23 protein-coding genes are annotated in these 22,619 nt (G+C 71.0%); 11 read left to right on the top strand and 12 right to left on the bottom strand.

Annotated elements, in window-relative coordinates; genetic code table 11:
- Positions 1–4: 4 nt before the first annotated feature.
- On the bottom strand, positions 5–805 hold the full coding sequence (locus tag ACWDUD_RS08200; RefSeq protein WP_197250624.1) for a crotonase/enoyl-CoA hydratase family protein: 801 nt from the start codon (positions 803–805) through the stop codon (positions 5–7).
- A 176-nt stretch (positions 806–981) separates the two neighbouring features.
- Between ACWDUD_RS08200 and ACWDUD_RS08205 the strand changes: the two genes are divergently transcribed.
- Both ACWDUD_RS08205 and ACWDUD_RS08210 read left to right on the top strand, forming a co-directional pair.
- Complete coding sequence (locus tag ACWDUD_RS08205) at positions 982–1,953, top strand: NADPH:quinone oxidoreductase family protein (protein ID WP_450108996.1); 972 nt, start codon at positions 982–984, stop codon at positions 1,951–1,953.
- Between the two features lie 16 nt (positions 1,954–1,969).
- On the top strand, positions 1,970–2,752 hold the full coding sequence (locus ACWDUD_RS08210; protein WP_450108997.1) for an enoyl-CoA hydratase: 783 nt from the start codon (positions 1,970–1,972) through the stop codon (positions 2,750–2,752).
- A gap of 39 nt (positions 2,753–2,791) precedes the next feature.
- Here ACWDUD_RS08210 and ACWDUD_RS08215 read toward each other — a convergent pair whose 3' ends face one another.
- Positions 2,792–3,424, bottom strand: a complete 633-nt coding sequence (locus tag ACWDUD_RS08215) for a TetR/AcrR family transcriptional regulator (protein ID WP_197250622.1) — start codon at positions 3,422–3,424, stop codon at positions 2,792–2,794.
- 162 nt (positions 3,425–3,586) lie between these two features.
- On the opposite strand from ACWDUD_RS08215, the gene ACWDUD_RS08220 reads away from it, so the two are divergent.
- The 3 genes from ACWDUD_RS08220 to ACWDUD_RS08230 are packed head-to-tail and all read left to right on the top strand — an operon-like array spanning position 3,587 to position 6,049.
- Complete coding sequence (locus tag ACWDUD_RS08220) at positions 3,587–3,895, top strand: PE family protein (protein WP_450108998.1); 309 nt, start codon at positions 3,587–3,589, stop codon at positions 3,893–3,895.
- Positions 3,896–3,935: 40 nt separating this feature from the next.
- Positions 3,936–5,201: a PPE domain-containing protein gene (locus ACWDUD_RS08225; protein ID WP_450108999.1), complete on the top strand. Its 1,266-nt coding sequence runs from the start codon at positions 3,936–3,938 to the stop codon at positions 5,199–5,201.
- Complete coding sequence (locus ACWDUD_RS08230) at positions 5,198–6,049, top strand: ESX secretion-associated protein EspG (RefSeq protein WP_450109000.1); 852 nt, start codon at positions 5,198–5,200, stop codon at positions 6,047–6,049. Before ACWDUD_RS08225 ends, ACWDUD_RS08230 begins: the two co-directional genes overlap by 4 nt.
- A gap of 1 nt (position 6,050) precedes the next feature.
- Here ACWDUD_RS08230 and ACWDUD_RS08235 read toward each other — a convergent pair whose 3' ends face one another.
- The 3 genes from ACWDUD_RS08235 to ACWDUD_RS08245 all read right to left on the bottom strand — a co-directional run bounded on the left by ACWDUD_RS08235 (position 6,051) and on the right by ACWDUD_RS08245 (position 8,360).
- Entirely contained in the window at positions 6,051–6,713 is a 663-nt protein-coding gene (locus tag ACWDUD_RS08235) for a histidine phosphatase family protein (RefSeq protein ID WP_450109001.1), read from the bottom strand.
- Positions 6,710–7,624: a prephenate dehydratase gene (pheA, locus tag ACWDUD_RS08240; RefSeq protein WP_450109002.1), complete on the bottom strand. Its 915-nt coding sequence runs from the start codon at positions 7,622–7,624 to the stop codon at positions 6,710–6,712. Before pheA ends, ACWDUD_RS08235 begins: the two co-directional genes overlap by 4 nt.
- A gap of 73 nt (positions 7,625–7,697) precedes the next feature.
- On the bottom strand, positions 7,698–8,360 hold the full coding sequence (locus ACWDUD_RS08245) for a hypothetical protein (protein ID WP_450109003.1): 663 nt from the start codon (positions 8,358–8,360) through the stop codon (positions 7,698–7,700).
- Between the two features lie 84 nt (positions 8,361–8,444).
- On the opposite strand from ACWDUD_RS08245, the gene ACWDUD_RS08250 reads away from it, so the two are divergent.
- The 5 genes from ACWDUD_RS08250 (at position 8,445) to ACWDUD_RS08270 (ending at position 15,352) form a co-directional block, all read left to right on the top strand.
- Positions 8,445–9,209, top strand: a complete 765-nt coding sequence (locus ACWDUD_RS08250; protein WP_450109004.1) for a DUF2470 domain-containing protein — start codon at positions 8,445–8,447, stop codon at positions 9,207–9,209.
- 80 nt (positions 9,210–9,289) lie between these two features.
- Entirely contained in the window at positions 9,290–12,334 is a 3,045-nt protein-coding gene (locus tag ACWDUD_RS08255; RefSeq protein ID WP_450109005.1) for a Kelch repeat-containing protein, read from the top strand.
- Between the two features lie 34 nt (positions 12,335–12,368).
- Positions 12,369–13,178, top strand: a complete 810-nt coding sequence (locus ACWDUD_RS08260) for a CPBP family intramembrane glutamic endopeptidase (protein ID WP_450109006.1) — start codon at positions 12,369–12,371, stop codon at positions 13,176–13,178.
- Between the two features lie 235 nt (positions 13,179–13,413).
- Positions 13,414–14,676, top strand: a complete 1,263-nt coding sequence (locus tag ACWDUD_RS08265) for an LCP family protein (protein WP_450109068.1) — start codon at positions 13,414–13,416, stop codon at positions 14,674–14,676.
- 121 nt (positions 14,677–14,797) lie between these two features.
- Positions 14,798–15,352 carry a ferritin gene (locus ACWDUD_RS08270; RefSeq protein WP_450109007.1) on the top strand — a complete coding sequence of 185 codons (555 nt, stop codon included), beginning with the start codon at positions 14,798–14,800 and terminating at the stop codon, positions 15,350–15,352.
- Positions 15,353–15,439: 87 nt separating this feature from the next.
- On the opposite strand, the gene ACWDUD_RS08275 is transcribed toward ACWDUD_RS08270, so the two are convergent.
- The 4 genes from ACWDUD_RS08275 to ACWDUD_RS08290 are packed head-to-tail and all read right to left on the bottom strand — an operon-like array spanning position 15,440 to position 18,557.
- On the bottom strand, positions 15,440–16,360 hold the full coding sequence (locus ACWDUD_RS08275) for a DUF5926 family protein (RefSeq protein ID WP_450109008.1): 921 nt from the start codon (positions 16,358–16,360) through the stop codon (positions 15,440–15,442).
- Between the two features lie 9 nt (positions 16,361–16,369).
- The gene (locus ACWDUD_RS08280; protein ID WP_450109009.1) at positions 16,370–17,143 is read right to left on the bottom strand and encodes a glycerophosphodiester phosphodiesterase; all 774 of its coding nucleotides are present in this window, start codon (positions 17,141–17,143) and stop codon (positions 16,370–16,372) included.
- Complete coding sequence (locus ACWDUD_RS08285; protein WP_450109010.1) at positions 17,140–18,216, bottom strand: DUF4328 domain-containing protein; 1,077 nt, start codon at positions 18,214–18,216, stop codon at positions 17,140–17,142. The genes ACWDUD_RS08280 and ACWDUD_RS08285 overlap by 4 nt, the downstream gene beginning before the upstream one ends.
- A complete protein-coding gene (locus tag ACWDUD_RS08290) occupies positions 18,216–18,557 on the bottom strand; it encodes a rhodanese-like domain-containing protein (RefSeq protein ID WP_450109011.1) in 342 nt (113 codons plus the stop codon). The genes ACWDUD_RS08285 and ACWDUD_RS08290 overlap by 1 nt, the downstream gene beginning before the upstream one ends.
- A 356-nt stretch (positions 18,558–18,913) precedes the next feature.
- On the opposite strand from ACWDUD_RS08290, the gene ACWDUD_RS08295 reads away from it, so the two are divergent.
- Positions 18,914–19,843: an LLM class F420-dependent oxidoreductase gene (locus ACWDUD_RS08295; RefSeq protein ID WP_450109012.1), complete on the top strand. Its 930-nt coding sequence runs from the start codon at positions 18,914–18,916 to the stop codon at positions 19,841–19,843.
- 75 nt (positions 19,844–19,918) lie between these two features.
- Here the strand turns inward: ACWDUD_RS08295 and ACWDUD_RS08300 are convergent, their stop codons facing one another.
- From ACWDUD_RS08300 to ACWDUD_RS08310, 3 genes are all read right to left on the bottom strand, one after another.
- Complete coding sequence (locus tag ACWDUD_RS08300) at positions 19,919–20,548, bottom strand: Rv1733c family protein (protein WP_450109013.1); 630 nt, start codon at positions 20,546–20,548, stop codon at positions 19,919–19,921.
- Positions 20,549–20,649: 101 nt separating this feature from the next.
- Positions 20,650–21,318, bottom strand: coding sequence for a peptide-methionine (S)-S-oxide reductase MsrA (gene msrA, locus ACWDUD_RS08305; RefSeq protein WP_450109014.1), 669 nt, complete (start codon positions 21,316–21,318; stop codon positions 20,650–20,652).
- Positions 21,319–21,328: 10 nt separating this feature from the next.
- Entirely contained in the window at positions 21,329–22,483 is a 1,155-nt protein-coding gene (locus tag ACWDUD_RS08310; RefSeq protein WP_450109015.1) for an acyltransferase family protein, read from the bottom strand.
- Between the last annotated feature and the right edge of the window lie 136 nt (positions 22,484–22,619).

Raw genomic sequence — 22,619 nt, forward strand, 5'->3', positions numbered from 1 at the left:
GGGGTCAGCGGCCCTTCCAGACCGGTTCACGCTTCTCGGCGAAGGCGGTCGGGCCCTCCTTCGCGTCCTCGCTGGTGAAGACGACCTTCATCGAGGCGATGTTGGCGTCCCACGCGGCGGAACCCCAGTCGTCGGCGTGCGCGGTCCGGTGGATCATGGCCTTCGACTCGCGCACCGACAGCGGCGCGTTCGCGGCGATCTTCTCGGCGAGCTCGAGGGCGACCTCGAGCGCGGTGCCGGCCGGAGCGATCCGGTTGACCAGGCCCAGCTCCTTGCCCTCTGCGGCCGTGATCGGTTCGCCGGTGAGGGCGAGTTCGAGCGCGATCTTGCGCGGGATCTGCTGCTGCAGGCGGATGACACCGCCCGCGGCGGCGAACAGGCCGCGCTTGACCTCGGGCAGGCCGAGCTTGGCCTCCTCGTCGACGACGGCGAGATCGGACGCGAGCACCAGCTCGGTGCCGCCACCCAGCGCGAATCCGTTGACGGCGGCGATGGTCGGCTTGCTGATCCAGTGCTGGACGTAGCCGGCGAAGCCCCACTCGGGATGGCCGTCGGCGGCGGTGTTCTCGCCCGCGGCGAGCGCCTTGAGGTCCGCACCGGCGCAGAACGCGCGGCCCGCACCGGTGATCACGACGACGCGCACGTCGTCGTCCGCCTCGGCCTGCTCGAGCAGGGTGCCGACGGCGGTGGACAGCGCCGCATTGACGGCGTTGAGCGCCTTGGGGCGGTTGAGCGTGATGAGGGCGACGTTGCCGCGGCGCTCGTACAGCGCGGCGGGTTCGGTGGTGGTCGCTTCGTCGGCCATCGATTTCCTTCCCAGGCTCTACTTATCGATCGCTAAAAGGACTACCACGGATCGATCGCTCGGTCAACGGCTCCGCTTACCTAGCGCACGATCGGTGAGCTCTGGTAAGGATGAGCCTTGTGTCGCGGACCACGGTGCACGTCCGCGACGGTCGACCCATCGACGAGGAGACCCCGATGCAGGCAGTTCAACTGACCGAGACGACCGGCCCCGACGGTCTGCGCCTGGTCGACATCCCCGAACCCGACGCCTGGGCCGGCTCGGTGATCGTGGATCTGCACGCCGCGGGCGTCTCGTTCCCCGACCTGCTGCAGACCAGCGGCTCCTACCAGGTGGTGCGCCCCCTGCCGTTCGTCCTCGGCGTCGAGGGCGCCGGCATCGTGCGCTCCGCACCGGCGGACAGCGGCCTGACCGCCGGACAGCGCGTCGCCGTCCTCGCCGTCGGCGGCGCCTGGCAGCAGACCGTCGCCGTGGACGCGAATTCCGTTTTTCCCCTACCGGATTCGGTGTCGCTGACCGCCGGCGCGGGATTCCTCATGAACTACCTGACCGTCCACTTCGCGCTCGACGAACGCGCCCGCTACCGCCCCGGTGAAACCGTGCTCGTGCACGGCGCCGCGGGCGGCGTCGGCGTCGCCGCCCTCCAGGTCGCGGCGGCGCTCGGTCTCGAGACCGTCGCAGTGGTGAGCACCGAAGCGAAAGCCGAAGTGGCCCGGGCCAATCGCGCCACCCACGTCGTCCCGGCGGACGGCTTCAAGGACCGTGTCCTCGAGTTGACCGGTGGCCGCGGCGTCGACATCATCCTCGACCCCGTCGGCGGCGACCGTTTCACCGACAGCCTGCGCAGCCTCGCCCCCAACGGGCGGGCCGTCGTGCTCGGTTTCACCGGCGGGGAGATCCCGACCGTGAAGGTCAATCGTCTTCTGCTGCGCAACACGTCGGTGGTCGGCGCCGGCTGGGGCGAATACGTCCGCACGTTCCCCGACTACCCGGCCCGCCAGTGGGCGCAGCTCGAACCGCTGCTGCGATCCGGCGCACTGCAGGTCCCCGAACCTACGCTCCACCCGATGACCAGCGCAGCCGACGCACTGCTGTCCCTCGCCGACCGGACCGCGACCGGCAAGGTCGCGCTCTCCCTCCAACCCTGAACCGACAGGAGCCCTCATGAGCACCGACATCCCCGGCGTCGACAGCCTCGTCGACGACGGCGTCCTGCGCGTCACGATCAACCGCCCCGCCCGCATGAACGCGGTCACCGCCGAAACCGTCGAGGCGGTCGCCGACGCGTTCGAGAAGCACGCCGACGACGCGTCCGTGCGCGTCGCGGTCCTCACCGGCGCGGGCCGGGCATTCTGCACCGGCGCGGACCTCTCGGGCAGGGACCTCACAGGTCCTCCGAGCCCTGCGATCATCGACGCCGCGAACCGCGCGGTCGCGGCCATTCGTGCGTTCCCGCGTCCCGTGATCGGGGCCGTCAACGGACCCGCGGCCGGTGTCGGCGTCTCGCTGGCTCTGGCGTGCGATCTGACGGTCGCCGCCGAGTCGACGTACTTCCTGCTCGCGTTCACCAAGGTCGGGCTCATGCCGGACGGCGGCGCGTCGGCGCTGGTGGCCGCGTCGATCGGACGGGCCCGCGCGTTGAAGATGGCGCTGCTGGCCGAGCGCCTGCCCGCCCCCGAGGCCGTCGCGGCCGGCCTGATCGCCGACACCTACCCCGATGAGGGATACGCCGACGCGATCGAGGCGCTGGCCCAGCGGATCGCCGACGGGCCGTCCGATGCATTCGGTTCCACGAAGGCCGCGATCAACGACGCGACGCTGACCGAACTCGACGCCGCGTTCGCCCGGGAACGTGCCGGCCAGCTGAAACTGCTCGCCGCCGAGGACTTCCGCGAGGGCGCGACCGCGTTCATGGAGAAGCGACCGGCGGTCTACCGCAATCGCTGACCCGGCGATCGGGTCACGGGGCGGCCGGGCCGGCGACGGTCAGGCCGCCCCGACCGTTTTCAAAGCGATCGCCACGTACTTCGCCGCGACCTCTTCCGGGGTGAGTGTGCCCTGGGAGTGGTACCAGCGCGGGATGGACTGGCACATACCGAGGAGCGCGCGGGTGGTCTCCGCGGGGTCGTCGACGTCGAACACGCCGGCCGCGGCCCCTTCCTCGACAATGCTGCGGACCAACTGCTCGACACCCTTGCGGACGGCGCGATAACGCTGCCGGTTCTCCGGGCTCAGATACCGCGACTCGCCCTCGAGGGCCGCGAGGCGCGCGCGCAGCGTCATCCGCAGCACGATGGCCTCGATGACGTTGGACAGCCGCTTCACCGGATCGTCGCCGCCGTCGGCGTCCGCGGCGTGCGCCCGCGCGAGCACATCGCTGGTCGACAGCTCCAGCAGCGCGATGAGGAGCCCTTCCTTGTTCTCGTGGTGGTAGTACAGGGCCGGAACCGTCACGCCCACGCGCCGCGCGATCTCGCGCACCGACGTGCCGTGGAAGCCGGTCTCGTAGAACGCGTCGAGCGCGGCGGACAGGATCGGGGTGAGCTCGGTCTCCTCGAGCTTCCGCCAATCCGGCACGGCCACCCCGTCGGTGACGGTGTCGCCGGTGGAAGTTCCCATTACCGCATCCCAACCTATCGATCGCTCTGTCACTGACGGGCTCGAGGATACCGGCACAAATCGAACGGAACCGATCCGGACCGCGGCGCGTCCAACCCTTCGACGGCGCAGGGATCGCCGCCCGCGCCCACACACGCACCCGAGATGTCAGGAGAACGGCCCGTGCCCGACCACATTCGCGTCGATCCCGACGCTCTGCTCCTCGCCGCCGCCGAACTCGAGGCGCTCGCGCTGCGTCTCGAAGCGTCCGTCCAGGCCGCGGATCCGGCTCTGGATGTGCCCCCACCCGGCTCGGAAGAGGTGTCGCGGCTGATCTCGCAGCACTTCGGCGGGCTTACTGCGAGCTTCAGGCCGGCGGCCGTCCAGGGCATCGAGGAACTGCGGACCGCAGCGCTGACCATCCGCAGCCAGGCCGCGCACTACACCGATCTCGAGGCACGCCGGGTCGTCGCCCTGCACGCCACGATGTGACCGACTTCTCCGGACGCGCAGTCAGAAAGGTAGAGAACCGATGACGCTCGGAATGACCGGGGTGGTGTGGCTGCCGCGGGGCGCCACCGTGAACTCGACGAGCCTGACCACGGGGACGGGACCGCTGCCGATCGGCGCGGCCGGACCGGGCTGGGCCGCGGTCGCCGCGGCCTTCGCGGACGCGGACCTCACCCTCACCCGGGTCGCGGCGGAACTGGGTCTCGGCTGGGAGGGCACGACCGGCGGTTCCGCGATCACCTCTCTCGGCCCGTTCATCGCGTGGACGCAATCGGTCGTCGGGGAGGCCACCGCGGCGGCGCAGAAGGCCGCGGTCGGGTCGGCGGCGTACGCGACCGCGCTGATCGCGATGCCGAGCCTGCCCGAGATCGCCGCGGTCCAGGCCGCGAAGGCCACCGCCTACACGGCGGGCGGCGCGGTCAACGGTGCTGCTGCGGCCGCGGAGGCCGCGGAGAAGGCGCTCGATCTGCGGGCGGCCGCCGCGATGGAGGCCTACGAGGCGGCGACGGTGTTCGCCGCGGTCCCGGACCGGTTCACCGCCCCGCCGTCGCTGACCGCCGACGCGCCCGCATCGATCGGTGTGCAGGAACTCGCGGCGGTCGCCTCCCGTATGGGACGCACCGAGCACGTGCAGTTCTCCGATCCGGTGCAGTCCGTCGTCGACGGTGCCCACTCGGTGGCCTCGCGCGTCGGTGAAGCCCTGGGCAACGGGGATGTGCTCCGCAGCGTGGGCGGAGAGGCCGGACGGGTCGCGGCCGAGGTCGCGGCGTCCGGCGGGAGCGGTGTCGCCGGATCGGCGGCGCCGCAGGTCGCATCGCTGTTCGGGCAGGGGCACGCATCCACCGTCGCGACGTCGACGTACACGCCGGGCACCGGTCTCGGCGCCGCGTCCGCACCGGCCGCGGTGCACTCCGCGACGATCACCGGATCCGGAACGATCGCCGGTCCTTCGGGGCTCGGCGCGATTCCGACAGCAGGAGGGCTCGCCGCCGCGGGCGGAACCGCGGCCGGGATCTCCTCGATCGGAGCCACCGCCGGCGGAACCGCGACCGGCACCGCGACCGGCCCGGTCCGCGGCGACCTCCGGGTCTCCGGCGACCCGATCGGCGGCCCGGCCGCTCCCGCACACGGCATCGGATCGGCGGCCGCCCGAGCGGCGGACGGCGGCAGTGACGACGACCGAGGCGAGCAGACCCGCACCGACTTCCGTCCCACCGTCGAGCACTTCGCCGACGGCCGCACCGTGGTCCCCTCCGTGCTCGGCGCCGACCCGGAACCGGGCCGGTGATCGCCATCGACACGCTCGGCGTCCTCGCCGGATCCGCGTCGCCGGGACCGGTCCCGGTCAGCGACGACGAACTGCACGTCCTGCTCGGGATGGCGGCGGTACCGGAGGTGCCGGTCGTGCTGATGCATCGTCATCACCACGACAGCGACACCGAGCGGCAGGTCGCGCGCACCCGGGCCGCCGACGGACTCGCCGCGCGCGGCCTGGTCCGGGCCGGAGTGGCACACCCGGTGATCGTCGACCGGCTCCGCACCCTGGGTCGACCGGCGTGGGAGATCGCGGTGCGGCGACTCCACGACGGCGCCGTCGACCGGTTGTGCCTCGCGCACGGCAGCGCCGAGGCCGGGGTGTCCGGCGCCGGCTCGCGGACGGTGACCGTGCGGGCCGTGCCCGGCGGTTTCGTCCTCGACGACGTCGACGCCGGTTCCGTGTCCCCGATCGTGCAGATGCTCGGCCCGGCCGAACCGGCGCGCACCGCCGGGGTCAGCCTGCCGACCGCGCGACTGTCCGCGGCACTGAACGAGGGAGCCGGGGACGGTGCGCGCACCACCCGGCTGCTGGCGGAGGCCGGGGTGCCGGCGGCGGAAGCCGCTGCCCTCGGGCCGGCGCTCGGGCGGTGCAGCACGTTCGCCGAGATCGTCGGGTTCCGGTACGGCGACGGGTCCACGGCCCCGGCCGGCGGGCCCGTCACGGTCTTCGAGACCACCGCGGGGCGGGTCGTCGGCACGTCGTCGGTGGCTCCCGACGGCACCGCGTGGACGACGCTGAGTTCCGGCACCGGCGGGTTCCTGCGGCAGGCGCTCGGCGACCTGGTGGCCCGGCTCGGACACGACCGGCCGGACCGGTAGCTCAGCCCATCGGGTCGTCGGCGCCCGCGCCTCCGGTTTCGTGGAAGGGCGCCTGGAAGGTGCCCCACCGCACGCATTCCCAGCCGCCCCCGGGACGCGGCACCAGTTCGACGGTCTGGGTGTTCGCGAGGTGGTTGCTGGTCGCGAAGCTACCCGGCACCTTGCCGAGGTACGCGGCGATCAGCCGGATCGCGGCACCGTGACTGACCACTACGACGTCGCCCGATCCGTCGCCGAGGTAGTGCTCGCGCAGGTCTTCGACGACCGGTACGTAGCGGTCGATCACGTCGAGGCCGGATTCACCGCCGGGCACCCGGGAGCGCAGGTCGCCGCTGTGCCAGGCCTCGTAGACCTTCATGAACAGCTTGTGCGATTCCTCGTCGCTGCGGTCCTCGAGGTCGCCGGCCTGGACCTCGTGCAGTCCCTCGCGGACGGTCGCGGCGACCCCCGCTGCGAGTTCGATCTGGTGGGCGGTCTGCCGGGCGCGAATCGCCTGGGAGGCGACGAGCAGCGCCGGGGGCCGGTCGGCCAGGTTGGTGCCGAGCGTGTGTGCCTGGGCGATACCCAGTTCCGTCAGTTCGGCGCCGGGCAGCTTGGTGTCCAGCCGCCGCGCCACGTTCGCCACCGTCTGCCCGTGCCGGGCCAGGATCAATCTGCCGCTCACCGGTCTTCCTCTCCCCGTCGCAGCGCGTCGAGCCACTGCGCGTCCGCCTCGTCCGACACCGGGGGCACACCGTTATCGGCGACCGCCGCCCACGACCCGAGGAACCGGACCTGCGCGAATCGGTGCAGGGCCTTGAGTGCCTCGGCGACGAGCGCGTCGTCGATGTGTCCCACGCAGTCCAAGTGGAAGAAGTAGGTGCCGTATTCCTGGCGGGTCGGGCGCGACTCGATGCGGGTGAGGTCGATGCCGCGGGTCGCGAACTCGGTCATCGCCCGTACGAGCGATCCGGGTTCGTTCGGCAGCTGCAGGATCACCGAGGTGCGGTCGCGTCCGGTGCGGGGCGGGGTCTTCGTGGGCCGGGTGAGCAGCACGAACCGGGTGCGGGCGCCGGTGAAGTCCGCGACGTTCTCGGCGAGGGCGTCGAGGCCCAGCCGCTCACCGGCGAGGGCGGTCGAGATTCCGGCGTCGGCCTTGCCGGCGGCGACGTCCTCCGCCGCGCCGGCGTTCGACGAGGCGGTGACGATCCGGGCCTGCGGCAGGTTGTCGGCGACCCACTGCCGCACCTGTGCCGCCGCGACCGGGTACGCAGCGAGGGTGCGGACCTGCTCGGCGGTGGTGCCGGGGCGCGCGACGACGGTGAACGTCACGTCGAGTTCGGTTTCCGCGACGATCTGTAGCCGGGGTCCGATGGACAGGGCGTCCATGGTCGGCGGGACGGATCCTTCGACGGAACTCTCGATCGGCACCACGGCACCGTCGACGTCGCCGTCGCGCAACAGTTGCAGCGCGGCGGGCGGGCTGGCCGCCGCCACCCGTTCGACCGAGGCGTCGAAGATTCCGGTGTCCTCGAGGCGTGCGAGGGCCATTTCGGTGAAGGTCCCGGTCGGACCGAAGTAGGCGATGCGTGGCACGCCTACGAGGTTACGCATCGCATCTCGCGCTCCGGCCCCGTTGCGCTCGGGGTGACGGGAACCGTTATCCGCGCTAGCGGGTGAGGCCGAGGCCGGCCAGTCCCGCGACGATCGCGGCGGGGTCGTCGACCTCGACGGTGAGCAGAATCTCGCGGACCGCGGCGGCGGCCTCGGGGACGAGGGCGGCGAGGCGGGCCGCGTCGGGTTCGGCGACCGCCTGCCGCACGTCGAATCCGCTCAGTGCCGCGGCGGTCGCGGACAGCAGCGCGAGCACCTCGGCGGCGTCGCGGGCCTGCGCGACGTAGCCGGTGTCGGAGTGGGCGAGGACGGCGAGGAAATCGGCGATCTCGTCGGCGCTGCGGCCGGCGGGCAGGCCGGGGACGTGACCGGCCTCGGTGAGCCGGCGGGCGGTGTCGGCGAGGGTGTCCCCCGTGACGTACACGCACAGCGGCGCCGGCGCGGTGAACGCGAGGATGTCGTCGAGATACTCGGGGGCACAGTCGATCTGGTAGCGCAGCGGGCGGCGGCTGCCCGGGGCGGGAGCCTCGGCGCCGGCGTCGAGTTCGACGACCACGTCGCCGGCGGCCTCCGCGTCGGCGGCGGTCACGATTCTCGGCGCGAGGAAGCGGGCGGGGACGTCCGCCGGCGCGGGCGCGCGGTGGGTCAGCAGCGCGTCGAGGAGCCCGCGAGGTTCTTCACGGGAGGGCGGCATTCCGAGGGAGAGCGGGATCGACACCGATTCAGATTAGCCCCGGGAGACTCTTGCGACGCCCACCACAATGACTTAGGTTTGCCTCACCTACTTACCGAGGAGGACGGCATGCAGACTCTCACCGACGTTCCTGCCCCCAGCACCGCAGAGCGGGTGTGCACTGCCCTCGTGCGTGCCGATTCGACCGTTCTCGCCGTCGACGGCTGCGACCCGGTGACCACTGCGGTCCACCACCTCCACACCGACGGCGACATCGTCGTCACCGTTCCCGTCGACTGCCCGGCCGTCGCACTCGCCTGGCAGGCCGGCCCCGCGGGACTGCCCGCAGTCCTCGAACTCACCGACCACTCGCCGATCGCGCTGCGCAACCCGGTGCGGTCGCTGATCTGGCTCAGCGGGTCGCTACACCCCGTCGAGAACCCCCGCGAACTCGCCGCCGAGGTCGCCGAGGACCTGCCCCATCCGGAACTGCTCGACGTCGGCCACGGCACCGAACTGCTGCGTCTCGAACTGACGTCCGTGGTCGCCGCGGACACCACCGGAGCCGAATCCGTCGAGGTCGACGACGTGCTGACCGCACTGCCCGACCCGTTCGCCGCGCTCGAGACCGCGTGGCTGCAGCACCTCGAGCAGGACCACGCCGACATCGTCCTGCGCATCGCCCGCCGCATCCCGCCGGCCGCGCGGACCGGCCGCATCCGCCCCCTCGGTCTCGACCGGTACGGCCTGCGGCTGCGCATCGAATCCGGCACCGGCGACCACGACGTCCGCATTCCGTTCCACGAGCCGGTCGACGACGCCACCGGGCTGAGCCGCGCGCTGCGCCGCCTCGTCGGCTGCCCGTTCGTCAACGGTCTCCGCGCCCGCCCCTGATCTTCGTTTCCGGGTCATTTGCAGCGGTATCCTCGTCGTACACTCGCGAACCACGCTGTACACGTCGAAAGCCTGGGCCGATGGCCGATTTCGATCCGGAAGCGACCCGCCCGGCGGGTCAGGGAATCACCGCGGAGCTGGCTGCCGCGGGATTCGACGACGCGCTGGTCGTGGGACGCGGCGGTTTCGGTGTCGTCTACCGATGCAAGCAACGCTCGCTCGGACGGACGGTCGCGATCAAGGTGCTCTCCTCCGACCTCGACGTCGAGAACCGGGAGCGGTTCCTGCGCGAGGGCTACGCGATGGGCAGGCTGTCCGGCCATCCCAACATCGTCAACATCCTCCAGGTCGGGGTGACCTCGAGCGGCCGGCCGTACATCGTGATGCCCTATCACCCCAACGATTCGCTGGCGGTGAAGGTGCGGCGCGACGGGCCGTTGCCGTGGCCGGAGGTGGTGCGCGTCGGCGTCAAACTCGCCGGAGCCCTGGAAACCGCCCATCACTCGGGCACGCTGCACCGCGACGTGAAACCCGGGAACATCCTTATGACCGAGTACGGCGAGCCGCAGCTCACCGACTTCGGCATCGCGCGGATCGCCGGCGGATTCGAGACCGCGACAGGTGCGTTCACCGGATCGCTCGCGTTCACCGCCCCCGAAGTGCTCGAGGGCAAGCCTCCGACACCCAATTCCGACGTGTACGGGCTCGGGGCGGCGATGTTCGCGATGCTGACCGGCCGTGCCGCGTTCGAACGCCGCACCGGTGAGGAGATCGTCGCGCAGTTCCTGCGCATCAGCAGCCAGCCCATCCCCGACCTGCGGCCGCAGGGCATCCCCGACGACGTGTGCGCCGCGCTCGAACACGCGATGTCGGCCGATCCGGCGGCCCGCCCGTCGACCGCCGCCGAGTTCGGCCGGGAACTGCAGGAGATCCAGGCCCGGCACGGACGGCACGTCGACGAGATGGCCCTGCCCGGCGATCACCGTCAGCACGATCAGCCGACCCTGAAGGGTGCGCCGGCAGCCGACACCGCCACCGCGGTGCGCATCCGGAACGGGTCGTCGACACCACCGCCGCTACCTCCGGTCACTCCGCACCCGAGCGGCCCGAGCGGCCCGAGTGGTCCGAGCGGCCCGAGTGGCCCGAGTGGCCCGAGTGGTCCTGCCACCCCGCACCCGAGCGGCCCGGCCGCGCCTGCGCCGACCGGTGCGGACGCATCGTCGGGGCGGGTGTCGCTGCGCGCCGTGATCGCCGTGCTCGCCGTGCTGTTCCTCGCGGTCGCCGGGACCGGTCTCTACCTGGTGACGCGTCCGCCGAACGGTTCCGACACGGCCGCGGCGGGCGGCGAGAACACCCTCGAACTGCCGCCGACCGCGCAGTGGCGGGCGCTGCGCGATGCCCCGACCCCGCGTCAGCAGACCGCGACGACCGTCGCCGACGGCACCGTGTGGGTGTTCGGCGGACTCGACGACGAGGGCGCCTCGGCCGCACACGAGGGCTACGACCCGGCGATCGACACCTGGAAGACCGGCCCCGACATGCCGGTTCCGCTCAATCACGCGATGGCGGTGACCTGGGACGGCGTGCCCGTCGTGCTCGGCGGCTGGATTCCCGACGGGCCGAACCTCACCGCGACGACGTCCGATCGGGTCTTCGCGGTCCGCAACGGCCAGTGGGTCGAGATGCCACCCATGCCCCACCCGCGCGCCGCGGGAGCCGCCGTCACCATCGGCGACAAGATCTACGTCTTCGGCGGACAGGCCGACAACCAGCTCGTCGCCCCCACCGACGTCTTCGACGGCACCTCCTGGACCACCGTCGCCGACCTGCCGACCCCCCGCGAACACCTCGCCGCCACCACCGACGGCACCTACGCCTACGCCATCGGCGGCCGGAACCTCTCCTCCGACAAGAACACCGCCGCGCTCGAACGTTACGACCCCGCCACCGATACCTGGACCCGCCTGCCCGACATGCCCACCCCCCGCGGCGGCCTCGGCGCCACCTATCTCGACGGCCGCATCGTCGCCGCGGGCGGTGAAGAACCCACCCGAGTCCTCGGCCAGGTCGAGGCGTACGACGTGAGCACGGGCACGTGGGCGGAACTGCCCGAGCTGGCCACCCCGCGGCACGGCCTGGCACTCGGAGCGGTCGGGGACACGCTCTACGCGATCGACGGCGCGACCGAACCCACGCACGCCGAGTCCACCGCGGTGAACGAGGCTCTGCAGATCCCGCCGCGGCAGATCCAGCCCGGTCCGGCGTGGCGCCGGCTGCGCGACGCCCCGACCCCGCGTCAGCAGACCGCGACGACCGTCGCCGACGGCACCGTGTGGGTGCTCGGCGGGCTGGGCAACAACGGCTCCACCGGGAAGGTCGAGGGTTACGACCCGGCGATCGACACGTGGAAGGCGGGGCCGGATCTGCCGGCGCCGCTGAACCATCCGATGGCCGTGGAATACAACGGCGAGCTGGTGGTGCTCGGCGGGTGGGAACCGGAGGGTCCCAATCTGACCGCGCATCCGTCGGATCGGGTGTTCGCCCTGCGCGACGGGGAATGGGTCGACCTGCCGCCCATGCCGCAAGCTCGAGCTGCGGGCGCCGCCGTGACCATCGGCGACAAGATCTACGTCTTCGGCGGACAGGCCGACAACCAGCTCGTCGCCGCCACCGACGTCTTCGACGGCAACTCCTGGACCACCGTCGCCGACCTGCCGACCCCGCGCGAACACCTCGCCGCCACCACCGACGGCACCTACGCCTACGTCATCGGCGGCCGGAACCTCTCCTCCGACAAGAACACGGCCACCGTCGAACGCTACGATCCCGCGACCGACACCTGGACCCGTCTGCCCGACATGCCCACCCCCCGCGGCGGCCTCGGCGCCGCCTACCTCGACGGCCGCATCGTCGCCATCGGCGGCGAAGAACCCACCCGCGTCCTCTCCGAGGTCGAGGCGTACGACATCGCGACCGGCATGTGGACCGAACTCGCCCCGATGGGCACCGCACGGCACGGGCTCGTCGTCGCGACCGTCGGCAACACGATCTATGCGATCGACGGCGCACAGCGGCCGACGCACGCGCAGTCCATCGCGATCGCCGAGGCGCTCGACTTCTGGTGACCGCATCCGGCGCGCGTGCGGCACAATCGCTGCGGTGACGACGACGATCCGCGACTGGCTCTCCCCCGCACCCCGGAATCCGGAGACACCGCTGAGCGCTACGGAGCGCCGGGCGCTGTGGATCGAGATCACGATCGTCCTGCTGGTCACGTTCGGGCTCAGCGGGGTGTCGTCGATCCTGTCGCTGCTCGAATCCGCGCTCGCCCCGGCGCCGTTGTCGGAGCAGACGGTCGCGCTGAACGTGCCGCGGTCGTCGCAGCAGCTCATCGATCTGGCCCGCCAGCTCCTCGGCATCGTGCGGCTGCTGGCGTGGGCGGCGCTGGGCGTCTACCTGTTGTGGCGCAGCGGAATCGGACCGAAGCTCATCGGGTTCGCGCGGCCGCACGTGCGCCGCGACGTGCTGCCCGGTGTCGGGCTGGCCGCGCTGATCGGCATCCCGGGTCTGGGCCTGTATCTCGCGGCGCGCGCGATGGGCCTGAATCTGACGGTCGCGCCGAGCACCCTCGAGGACTACTGGTGGCGGCTGCCGGCGCTGGTGCTGTGGGCGATCGCCAACTCGGCGGCCGAGGAGGTGCTGGTCGTCGCGTATCTGATCACCCGGCTGCGGCAGCTCGGCTGGTCCGAGAACCGGTCCCTGGTCGCGTCGGCGCTGCTGCGCGGCAGCTACCACCTGTATCAGGGGCTCGGCGGCGGTGTCGGGAACTTCGTCATGGGTCTGATCTTCGGCCGGTTCTGGCAGAAGACGTCGCGGCTGTGGCCGCTGGTGATCGCGCACGCGCTGATCGACTCGGTCGCGTTCGTCGGGTATCAGGCGCTGCGCGGGCACGTGTCCTGGCTGCCGTGAGGCAGCCGCGCGGCGCGCAGACAGCAGCGCGCTGCCCGCCGCGCGCTGCTGTCTTTCTCGTCGGCGGATCCCCGTGCCCTCGGGTTCCGGCGACCGCGGAACGTACAGTTGACGCGTGAACGGCGACCGTCCCGACCCCCGGTATCGGCCGCGGCCGCCGCAGGGGCCGCCGCTTCGCCGTCCCGTACCCCCACCCCCGCACGCGCAGCCCGGCCCGCCGCCCGAAGGTCCGCAGATCATCCGCCGCGACGGTCGTCCCGCACCGCAACAGGCCTGGTCACAGGCACCGAACCCGGCCTATCGGCAGCCCGCGGCCCGCCGCCCGACGGCACCACCGCCGCGACCCCCGCAGCAACAGCAAGAGCGTCAGCAGTCCCGCGATTGGGCACCGACGCAGACCCCGCAACGCTTCACCGACACGCAGCGACCCGATCCGCGGCAGCAGCGCCGCGCACCGGCTCCCCCGGCCGGACCGCCCCCGGGTGCCCCGCCGCGCCGGCCTCGGCCCGCTCCGGAACCCGCCCCGCGCAGGCGCCGGCCAGGAGCCTTCCCCCGGTGGACGCGACGCATCGCCCTCGCGGTGGTCGCGCTGCTCGTCCTGACGATCGCCGGGGTGGTCCACCTCGACGGCAAGCTCACCCGCATCGACGCGCTCGCGGCCTATCCGGACCGGGTCGCGGACACCCCCGGCACGAACTGGCTGCTCGTCGGATCGGACAGCCGCACCGGGCTGACCGCCGAGCAGGAACAGGAACTGGCCACCGGTGGTGACGTCGGGCCCGAGCGCACCGACACGATCATCCTCATGCACGTGCCGGAGGGCGGAGGCGCCACGACGATGGTGAGCCTGCCCCGCGACTCGTACGTGTCGATCCCCGGATACGGGCAGGACAAACTGAACGCGTCGTTCGCGGTCGGCGGCCCGACGCTGCTGACGCAGACCGTCGAGGGCGCGACCGGTGTGCACATCGACCACTACGTCGAGATCGGGTTCGGCGGGTTCGCATCGATCGTCGACGCGCTCGGCGGCGTCGACATCTGCGTGCCGTACCCGATCGACGACCCGCTGGCCGGGATCAACCTGCAACCCGGATGCCAGGAACTGTCCGGCCCCGAGGCGCTCGGGTTCGTCCGCACCCGCGCGACGCCCCTCGCCGACCTGGATCGCATGAACAATCAGCGCCTGTTCATGTCGGCCCTGCTGAGCAAGGCGACCGGGCTCGGCACGATGCTCAATCCGTTCCGGTTGTGGTCGCTCGCCTCGGGGGCGACCGCGACCCTCGAGGTCGACGACGGCACCCACCTGTGGAACCTGGCGCGCCTGGCGTGGGCGATGCGCGGGGAGACGGTGACCGCGACGGTTCCGGTCGGCGGTTTCGAGGATGTCGACGGTTCCGGCAACGTCCTGTTGTGGGACCGTGAGCGGGCAATCCCGTTCTTCGATTCCCTTGCGGAAGACCGGCCCATACCTCCAGAATTGCTTTCGCCGACCCCTTGACAAATGGGTTCGGAATAAACTCAGGCTTGCCTCATATTACCCAGCAAAGGCAATACTGATCTTGATAAGCGTAGGCTCCCATTGGATGCGCAAGCCTCTGACCTGCACTAACGTCGTTGCCATGACGACCATGGGTGCGATGAACAAGAGCAAGTTCCATTCGCTGCTTCATGACCAGATCCGCAACGAATTCACCGCCTCGCATCAGTACATCGCGATCGCGGTCTTCTTCGACAATGCCGATCTGCCGCAGCTGGCCAAGCTCTTCTACGCCCAGTCCGTCGAAGAGCGCAATCACGCGATGATGATCGTCCAGTACTTCCTGGACCGGGACATGGCGGTCGACCTGACCGGTGTCGACGCCGTGCAGTCGATGTTCGACAGCGCCCGCGAGGCCATCGCCCTCGCGCTGTCGCAGGAGCAGAAGGTCACCGAGCAGATCGTCGAGCTCGCCCGCACCGCGCGCGACGACGGCGACTACCTCGGCGAGCAGTTCATGCAGTGGTTCCTCAAGGAGCAGGTCGAGGAGGTCGCGACCATGAACACGCTGCTCACCGTCGCCGACCGCGCCCGGGACAACCTGTTCCACATCGAGGAGTTCGTGGCCCGCGAGATCAACAGCAAGGTCGCGGCCCCGCCGGTGAACGCTCCGGCTGCAGCCGGCGGCAACCTCTGAGTTCGCCTGTAAACGACACCGTCCGGCAGACCGATTCGGGTCTGCCGGACGGCGTCGTTTCGGAGCAGTATCGGCCCGACCGCAGTATCAGCGCAGGGTGACCTGGCGGCCGCGCAGGCCGTCCCGCGAACGACGCTCCGCCGCGGTGAGCGGTGCGTCGACGGCCAGCGCCTCGTCGAGGCGGGCACCCAACTCGACGGTCGCCGCGACCCACTCGTCGGGGTGCTTCTCCGGATCCAGGTCGAACACCGGAACCAGCAGGCCGTGCGTGCGGAACGATCCCGCGAACCGCGATCCCTCACCCAGGTTCAGACCGCCCGCGGCGTGCACCCGCGACAGCGCCGCCATCAGTGCGTCCTCGTCCTCGGGCCGCACCCACCGCAGGTGCGCCTTCTCGCCGGCGTCGACCCACCAGGCGGCGACGAGGCCGTCACCGGACAGCCGCGCCGACGGCATGATCGCGTCGTTGGCGTGCGAGACGGTGTGCGCGACGTCCGCCGCGACCTCGACGCCCTCCGGGATCCACCAGTTGAAGTCCTGGTGGACGGTGATCGCCGGAACCGCGTCGGTGACGACGAGATCCTGCAGGCGCGGGGTGTCGGCGTCGGCCCCGGCGGCCTGCAGCGAGGTGCCGGGCTCGGCGGTCCGTGCCCACTCGATCGCGGCACCGAGGTCGGCGGCCGGGTCCGGTCCGGGTGCGGCCAGCTGCAGACCGACGTAGGCGGCGACGTCGTCGCCCTCGTTGCGGACCAGCGCGGCGACCGCGCCGGGCAGCACCGTCGCGAGGGTGAGGCTGCGACCCTCGACGGGCGTTACCAGCGGCAGTTCGACGAGCGCCGACGGCACGAACTCGCGCAGCGCGACGAGGTCGCATTCGGCGGCCAGACCCTCGAAGGGACGGGTCACCGAGGACGACGCCGCCTCACGTTCGAGGCGACGCTGCTCGAGCTTGGCGGCGCGGTTGCTGCCGGGCTTGGGTCCACTGTTTCTCTTGCTCTTCTTGGCCACCGCGCCAACCTACACGCCGTCCTGCACCGCCAGTAGCTGCTTGGTGCGCCCCGGATGGTTGGTGGCGACCCAGCCGACGCCGAGCGCGCGGCACAGTTCCACGTCCGCCGGATCGTCGACCGTCCAGCAGTAGGTCGCGCGACCTGCCGCCGCAGCCCGGTCCACGAGGTCCCGGTGCTCGCGCAGCGTCGCGATCGACGGTCCGATCGCGGTCGCCCCGACCGTGGTAGCGGCGCCGCCGCCCAGGTAGTGCGAGGTGTCGCCGAGCAGCACGGTGGGCAGCAGCGGCGCGGACCGGCGGATCCGCCACACCGCGCTCGCCGCGAACGACATCACCACCACCCGCGAGAAATCCGCGGAGGCCGGGGTGGCGAGGCCGAACCGCGCGAGCTCGGCCAGCAGTTTCGCTTCGACGAGTCCGCCGTAGCGCACGGGGTGTTTCGTCTCGACGAAGAGCTTGACCGGCACGCTCGTCCAGTCCAGGACAAGTTCGAGGAGCTGCCGCAGGGTCAGCAGCGACGCCGGTTCGCCGGGCTTGCCGTAGTCGAAGGCCGACAGCTCGGCGAGCGTCATCTCGCTGACCACGCCGGTGCCCGACGACGTGCGGTCGATGGTGCGGTCGTGGATGCACACCAGATGTCCGTCGCGGGTGAGCCGCACGTCGCATTCGAGTCCGTCGGCGCCCTCCTGCAACGCCAGCTCGTAGGCGGCGAGGGTGTGTTCGGGTTTGGCTGCGGACGCGCCCCGGTGCGCGACGACGCGGGGCCTTTCGCTCTCGCTCACGACGTCACCACCTTCGCGTGTTCCCGCTGCTCTGCCGACTCCGTGGGCTCGGTGGTCTCGGGGGCCTCGACCGGTTCCTCGAGAACCGGTTCCTCGGGATCGGACCGCCGCCCGGCCGGTTCGATCGGGGCGATCGGCGAGTGCGCCGGACCGGTCGCGACCGTGAGCTGCCGGTACTTCAGCGGCCGTCCGCGCAGGTCGGTGCCGTCGAACAACCGCAGCACGTGCAGTGCAGCGACCGCGACAAGCGCGGCGACCGCGGCGGTCACCGCGGACAGGACGACGCCGTCGGCGCGGGCCTGCAGGGCGTCGCGCTGCCGCCACAGCAGGGTCACGACGACCAGCACCCCGCCGAGGACCCACAGGATCCACCAGGTGCGGACGGCGCGACGCAGCCGCGGGCCGGCGTCGTCGGCGATCTCGGTGAGGTACACCCCCGGCAGCGCGAGGTTGACCAGCGGGATCACGCAGCCCAGCACGATCAGCGCGGGCGGTCGCGGATCCGACGACCCGCGTGCCGCGTACACGCGCTCGCGCACCCGGACCAGCCGCAGCCCGGCTGCGACGACGGCCGCGAGCGCGACCAGCGGCGCGACCACCTGGGTGGAGCCGACGGCGGCGTCGGACAGCGCCAGCGCGACGGGATCGACCAGGCGGGTGCGGTTGAACAGCAGCAGCCCGTAGCGGACGGCTTCGGCGAGGGCCGCGAGCGCGAACAGCACCGCGGTCGCGACGAGGAGCGTCGGGGCGATCTCGGCGAGCTTCTCGGCACGGGTCGGTTCGTCGACGGTGGTGACCGCGCGACGGTCACGCAGACCCCATCGCGGCACGTCGTCGTAGCGGGGCGTGGCGCCGAGCGCCGCGGCCCCACCCGTGCGAGGCTGCGCCTCGGGCGGCGTGCCGGCTGCGGAGGGGATGGCGACCCAACGGAAGTTGCGGCGCGCCGGCGGCACCGGACGCTGCGGGTCCACGGGCGAGAGCAGCAGCCCGCGGCAGCCGGGGCACCATTGGCGCGGCTGCCCCACCACCGGCCAGCGGTGTTCGCAACGGACACAGATCTGGAAGGCGGGCATCAATAGATCTTCGCCGGAGTGTCGCCGTCGGCGGTCAGGGGTCGTCCGGTGCGCTGCCAGGCCACCATGCCGCCGTTCACCTGGAACGCATCGAACCCGATGTTGTTGAGGTACGCGACGACGCCCACGGATCGGCCGCCCTGACGGCACACGACGTAGACCTCGGCGTCGATGTCGATGTCCTCGATCCGGGCGGGTACCTCGGCGACCGGGATGTGGAGCGCGCCCGGGGCATGACCGAGATCCCATTCGTCGGCTTCGCGCACATCCAACAGCACCACGCCGTCCCCGATCTCCGGGACGTCGTCGACCGACACGGTGGGAACATCGGAGAAGCTCACATCGTCAATAGTGGCACGCGTCTTCCGGGGACGCAGCCGTCGGATCGGCGCTACATCACCGGTGCGTCACACAGTTGTTACAGGCCGGCCACATTCCCGACCAGAACCGATGACGAAATCCCCACGGCGACGGAGTTATCCACAGTTTCCACAGGTTCATCCCCAGTTTTCGGAGTAATTCACAGCTCCTACCTCGCTCGGGCCGAGCACATTTCGCACTCCGTCCCTCGACATGTCCGAATCATCGTGCGCCGCACCGGCACCTCCCATCACCCACGAGGGCGCGCCCCGCCGCGCGGTGCGCGCACTCGAAACTGCCGCGCGTACGTACACGCGGAACTGAAAGGATCGTGGCCATGGAACTACGGATCTTCACCGAACCCCAGCAGGGCGCCACCTACGCCGATCTCCTCGCCGTCGCGCAGACGGCCGAACGGCTCGGCTACGCCGCGTTCTTCCGATCCGACCACTATCTCGCGATGAACAGCAAGGGCCTGCCCGGCCCCACCGACGCGTGGATCACGCTGGCCGGGCTGGCCAGGGAAACCTCGACGATCCGGCTCGGCACCCTCGTCACGTCCGCGACGTTCCGGCATCCGGGACCTCTCGCGATCACCGTCGCGCAGGTCGACGCCATGAGCGGCGGGCGCGTCGACTTCGGGCTCGGCGCCGGGTGGTACGAGGAGGAGCACCTCGCGTACGGCATCCCGTTCCCGCCCCTGCAGGAGCGTTTCGACAAGCTCGAGGAATCCCTCTCCGTGATCACCGGCCTGTGGGAGACCCCGGTCGGCAAGACGTTCTCGTACGAGGGCGCCCACCACCGGATCCTCGAATCGCCTGCTCTGGCGAAACCCGCGCAGCGTCCGGGTCCGCCGATCATCATCGGCGGCAAGGGCAAGCGCCGCACCCCTGCCCTCGCGGCCCGCTTCGCCGACGAGTTCAACGTCCCGTTCGAGTCGCCGGAGGAGTCCGCGCGGCTGTTCGAGGGGGTGCGGAACGCGTGCCGCGCCGTGCACCGCGACCCCGCGGAGATGGTGTGGTCGAACGCGCTGGTGCTGTGCTGCGGTCGCGACGAGAACGAGATCGCGCGCCGCGCCGCACGCATCGGGCGTGAGGTCGACGAGCTGCGTGAGAACGGGCTGGCCGGCACCCCGGCCGAGGTCGTCGAGAAGATCGGACGCTACGCCGAGATCGGTACGCAGCGGATCTACCTGCAGGTTCTCGACCTCGCGGATCTCGACCACCTCGAGCTGGTCGCGCAGGAAGTGCTCCCGGCGGTGCGCTGAGCTTCGCTCACGGGAGGCACCGGAGCTTCGCTCACGGGTAACACCGGAGCTCCGCTCACGGGAGGCACCGGTAGGTCAGTGGCTGCTGGTGGAGCCGAGGAAGATTTCGATGTCCCGGCTCCACTGGCGGGTCCGTGCGAGATCGAGGCGCCAGCGGGCGACGGCGAACAGTCCACCGGCGACGAGCGCCGTCCCGACCCACGCGGACACGCCCACCAGCACCGCGGATACCTTGGCACTCGTGGCACTCATCGGCGGCAGCGACTGGTTGCCGTCGGCGTCGACCCAGACCGGCACCTGGCTGCCGGGTGCGGTGGTGGAGTCGACCTGGATGGTGCCGTTCCGTGTCTCCCGGCCCCACGGCCACGACGCCTGGACCGTCGCGGAGTCGGACACTCCGTAGTCTCCGTAGGTGGCGGCGACGGTCGTCGGAGTACCCGCGGTCGTTGCTGTCACCAGGGTGCGTTCCGCGGTCTGCTGCGCCGACACCGCGAGTTGTGTGTCCCAGGTTGCGGCCCCGGCCCATATCGCCAACGGGATCATCGCGACCACGAGGAATGCGAGCAGGGCCGTCAACCGCGCCTCGATGCGATCGGTGCGGCGCACGAGAGGATTACGGCGTCGAGAGGATCGGCGTGCCGTTCGTAGATAGGCCGCCGTGCTGTTCACCATGTCGAGTCCGGTCCTTCCCCCTAGTTCGCTCATTCCAGATTGATCCGCCGGACCGGTAAGAGCAAGGGGATGGGCCTTATATCACACGCGAGGCGACTGTGCGAGGGCCGACTCCCGAGGTCGGAAGGGGATCGTCAGAGTCCGAGACCGACGGGGCAGCTGACGCCGGTCGCGTGGACCGGGCAGTAGCCGTTCGGGTTCTTCGCCAGGTACTGCTGGTGGTAGTCCTCGGCGTAGTAGAACTGGGTCAACGGGGCGATCTCGGTGGTGATCGCGCCGTATCCGGCAGCGGCCAGACGCTTGCCGAACGATTCCGCGGTGGCCTCGGCGATCTCGATCTGCGATTCGTCGAACGTGTAGATCGCGGACCGGTACTGGGTGCCGTGGTCGTTGCCCTGCCGCATGCCCTGCGTCGGGTCGTGGTTCTCCCAGAACTGTTGCAGGATCTGCGCGTATCCGATCACTTCCGGGTCGAACACGACGAGAACCACCTCGGTGTGCCCGGTGCGTCCCGAGCAGACCTCCTCGTAGGTGGGGTTGGGGGTGTAGCCGCCCGCATAGCCGGCGGCGGTCGAGTACACGCCGTCGAGTTCCCAGAATTCCTTCTCGGCTCCCCAGAAACACCCCATGCCGACGACGGCGGTCTGCATACCGTCCGGGAACGGCGGGGTGAGGCGGTGGCCGTTGACGTAGTGGGCGTCGGGCACGGACATGGCGTCGGGTCGTCCGGGCAGTGCCTGCTCGCGGGTGACCATCACGGATTTGGCGGCCTTTTGGGAGAGGATCTCGTCGAACCAGGACATGGTCCCGATGCTACGCGCGGGATTCGCTGTGGGCGGGGGTCGCGCTCACGCCGTCGGCCGCCGGGACGCGGCGGATCCACCGATCGGTGATCCAGCGCCCGGCCGGCACCTCCACGCAGCGGTAGAGCGCCTCGGACACGAGCGCGCAGACCACCACGAACGCGAGGACGGCCCCGGTACGGCCGAGGTGCCCGACGGTGTTCTCGTACACGCGGTACAGCACCAGCGTGTGCAGGAGGTAGATCGCGAAGCTGCGGGTCGCGGTCCAGTACACGATCCGGGAGCGGGCGATCCGGCCGTCGTAGCGGGCGAGCAACACGACGGTCGCGGTGACCACGACGATCGTCCACAGATAGCGGGAACCGGCCCAGTACACCTGGTAGTCGGTGGCGATCCAGACGACCATCACCTGCGCGAGCATCGCGAGGATGAGTCCGCGGGCGCCCGTCAGCCGCGCCCACCCCAGGTAGATGATCTGCCCGAGGAAGACGCACGGGAGGGTCGCGGCGATCTTCGACAGGAACGGCACCGCGTACGGCTGCGGGACGTACAGGTTGTAGAAGATCACCAGCATGCACACCGCGGCGCCGAGGGTCGGCATCGCGATCGGCGCGGCTCGGAGCAGGGGTCGCGCGAGCACGCAGTAGAGGTAGAACGTCACCTGCACCGCGAGGGTCCAGGTCACGCCGAGCACCGCGACCTCGGGTTTCAGGAAGAACCCGCCCAGGAAGAAGCTGAGCACCGCCTCGCCGTTGGTGATGCCGGTCTGCCCGCTGAACATGCCGTTGATGCCGAGACGCACGAGCACGATCGCAGCGAGGATCGCGACCCAGAATCCGGGCAGCAGCCGGGCGCCGCGGGCGATGAGGAACGGGCGGGCGTCCTGCCGGATCGCGGATCGGGTGATGAGCATCCCGGTCAGCATCATGAAGGCGGCGACGCCGAGGAACGACAGGTGCTGGTTGAGTTTCGCGCCGTCGACGAGCACGTCGTAGACGAGGTCGATCCCCCACCAGCCGGTGCCGAGGTCGTCGATCAGATAGAACGAGATGTGCGAGTACACGACGGCGAGTACGGCGAGTGTCTTCAGCAGATTCACGCCCGGGAACTCGACCCGAGGCGCTTCGCCGCCGCGTGCCGTGTCGCTCGGGAGTAGCCGAAACATCCGGCAATGTTAATGTCCGGTTTACTGTCGTGCCGAATCCGGCCCCCATCTGCGCAGGTAGAGACCTTTGTCCCGTGCCGAGCCGCCCAACAGCCCTCGACGGCGGCGCGCCGGATATGCCGGAACCGCGTGCAGG

The sequence above is a fragment of the Rhodococcus sp. NPDC003382 genome, assembly GCF_053589135.1.